Annotated in this window: 2 protein-coding genes; both read right to left on the bottom strand. The window is 40.1% G+C overall.

The genetic code is table 11. The features are described from left to right. Positions 1 to 249: 249 nt before the first annotated feature. Positions 250 to 765, bottom strand: a complete 516-nt coding sequence (gene luxS / locus NXS07_RS04280) for an S-ribosylhomocysteine lyase (protein ID WP_038192416.1) — start codon at positions 763 to 765, stop codon at positions 250 to 252. Between the two features lie 163 nt (positions 766 to 928). Then, positions 929 to 2,488 (bottom strand): glutamate--cysteine ligase, encoded by a 1,560-nt coding sequence (gene gshA, locus NXS07_RS04275; protein ID WP_038221803.1) that lies wholly within the window; start codon positions 2,486 to 2,488, stop codon positions 929 to 931. Positions 2,489 to 2,682 lie beyond the last annotated feature (194 nt).

The following is a 2,682-nucleotide window of genomic DNA, read 5'->3' as shown; positions in this document are numbered from 1 at the left end:
TATACATTCCAACCTAAAAAACCGAGCTTGAATTTACGGGATTGTGATATCGCTATTTTTAAACGAAGCTGAGGTTAATAAAGATCATTTCAAATAAAAAATAGAATTGATACGGGGTTAGCTAAAAATAAGCTAACCCCGTCAATATAAGGTAAGTCTAGCCGTTTTTAACAAGACTTTTACGGCTAAAAAGAACGTGTGTAAACATCAGATATATATTTTCAACGAATTACACACCCTTCAACCATACTACACTTGAAGTTCAACTAATATCTCTTCAGGTAGCGCCAGCTCATCATTGAGGTTAACTCGAACATCTGCATCAAGAATATGGCGAGCGATGTCCTGCGCTTCTTGCAGAGAATGCATCTCAGAAGTACCACATTGATAAATGTTCAATTCTGGGATCTGATTCTGATCTTTAACCTTCAGTACATCAGCCATAGCTGCTTTCCAAGACTCGGCTACCCTCAATTCAGCGGGTTCACCAATCAAGCTCATATAAAAACCAGTGCGACATCCCATTGGAGAAATATCGATAATTTCAACACCATCACCATTCAAATGGTTACGCATAAAGCCCGCAAACAGATGTTCCAGAGTATGAATCCCTTTTTCTGGCATCACTTCTTTGTTCGGAACACAAAAACGTAAATCAAATACTGTGATGGTATCACCATGAGGTGTTTTCATCGTTTTGGCAACTCTAACAGCAGGTGCCTCCATACGAGTATGGTCAACTGTAAAACTATCTAATAAAGGCATATTACTACCTCCTGAGGTATCAGACTTTTTACGAAAATTTTTTCAAACAGATGAAACTTTTCCATTTGCGGCTGGTCATAAGATGTGAAGACGCGCAAAATTGTTATCATCCCTATTCTCTAATAGATTTTATTTCGGCCACCACTGGTGGCCATTTTCTTTTTTAATACCCAGCATGTAGTTTTAGATAGTCTTCAAAATCCATGCTGTTTTGCTGCTCTAAGCTATTTTGCCGTTCTATCGAAGCGTGACGCTCAACAGAAAAACATTCTTCACTCAGGATTGAATACGGCTCTTCAAGCAGTTCACGATGATACTTGGTTGCCAATTCCAATCCAAAACCAACAATCCCTTGAGCTTTCATATTGCCCAGTACCCGGGCTGAAAATGTCAATGATGGATCTTCAAACATACCAACCAACTCTTTGCAGGCTGATTGATATTGTGTTCCAGAACAGGTATCCAAGACTTCAGCTACACGTTCTAAATCTTTGAATAATTCTTGACCAACTGTTTTAAGTGGCTGCTGCTCAATACCATAACCAATACCGATATTCAGCCCTGGTTTACGCCCTTCTAAAATGACCTTATTCCAGTTTTGACGACAACAATCAAGTTCCTTGCTACTCATTTCAGGAGCATCAGCCAAAGCACACCATATCAAAAATAGATCAAGAAAGCGGATCTGAATTTCATTGACGCCAATCGCCGTGAAAGGATTAATATCCAGAGAACGAACTTCGATATACTCTACACCGCCACACAGCAAGGCATCAGAGGGCGATTCGCTCTCTTGAGTGACACGTTTGGGACGAATCGGTGCATACAGCTCATTCTCAATTTGAAGAACATTGGTGTTAAGCTGCAGATATTTACCATCTTTTTTGTTCCCCAAAGCCGCAAACTCTGTAGATGGTTTATGAGTGGCTTTTTTAAGACCTTCTACATACGAATGGAGATTGTTAAAGGTAATATTCAGATCACTTTGTGATTTATTGGTATACCCCAAATCACTCATTCTCAACGAGGTTGCATAAGGCAGGTAACAAGTCCCTTTTTCAGTTTCCTCAAAAGGGAGTGCTGTCTCTCGCCCACGTAAGAACGAAGAACAAATCGCGGGTGATGCACCAAATAAATAAGGGATCACCCATCCAAAACGATAATAATTACGGATCAGACGAAAATATCCATCTGAAATTTGTTCTTTGCCACTTTCTGCATCTTTGATGCCTAACCATGCCTGCCAGAAACTTATTGGCAACGAGAAGTTATAATGTACGCCAGAAATGGTCTGCATCAATGCACCGTAACGGTTTTTCAATCCCTCACGGTATAAGGTCTTAAACCGCCCCATATTGGACGTGCCATATTGTGCCAGAGTGATGTTTTCCTCTTTGTCAATAAAGCATGGCATACTCAAAGGCCACATTTTTTCATTGCCCAAGTTCTGGGCAGTGTAACGATGTAAATCTTTAAGAAAAGCGACCGTTCTTTCTATGTCACTATCAACGGGGGTAATAAACTCTAATAGAGATTCAGCAAAATCAGTTGTAATCCATTTATGCGTTAAAGAAGCACCAAGTGGTTCTGGATGCCCTGTCATAGCTAAATGACCGTCTGGAGTAACACGCAATGTTTCACGCTCAATACCGCGACAAATACCGTTCAACACGGTAGGATTTGCCTCTAGCCATGACAATGCTTTTGATACGTCCGGGATCAATTTGACCTCCCGTGGAGTTTTAAAAAGATTATTACTAAGCGTTTACTTTATATCAAACAAGCCAGATTGTCGCTGATTACATAATCCTGATGATATACGATTGAATAAAATATGAGTTCGGATGATAAAAGAAATGTAATATATGAAAGGTGCCAAACGAAAAAGCCCCCGCCTTATCAAGGCAGGGGCTAATA

Source organism: Xenorhabdus bovienii (assembly GCF_024721015.1).
GTDB classification, from domain to species: Bacteria; Pseudomonadota; Gammaproteobacteria; order Enterobacterales; family Enterobacteriaceae; genus Xenorhabdus; species Xenorhabdus bovienii.
The sequence above is the reverse complement of the archived record's forward strand: the minus strand, read 5'-3'. Positions and strand labels throughout refer to the sequence as shown.

Excerpts from the sequence above, each read along its gene's own strand:
- luxS (WP_038192416.1), bottom strand. The coding sequence starts at position 765 with ATGCCTTTATTAGATAGTTTTACAGTTGACCATACTCGTATGGAGGCA.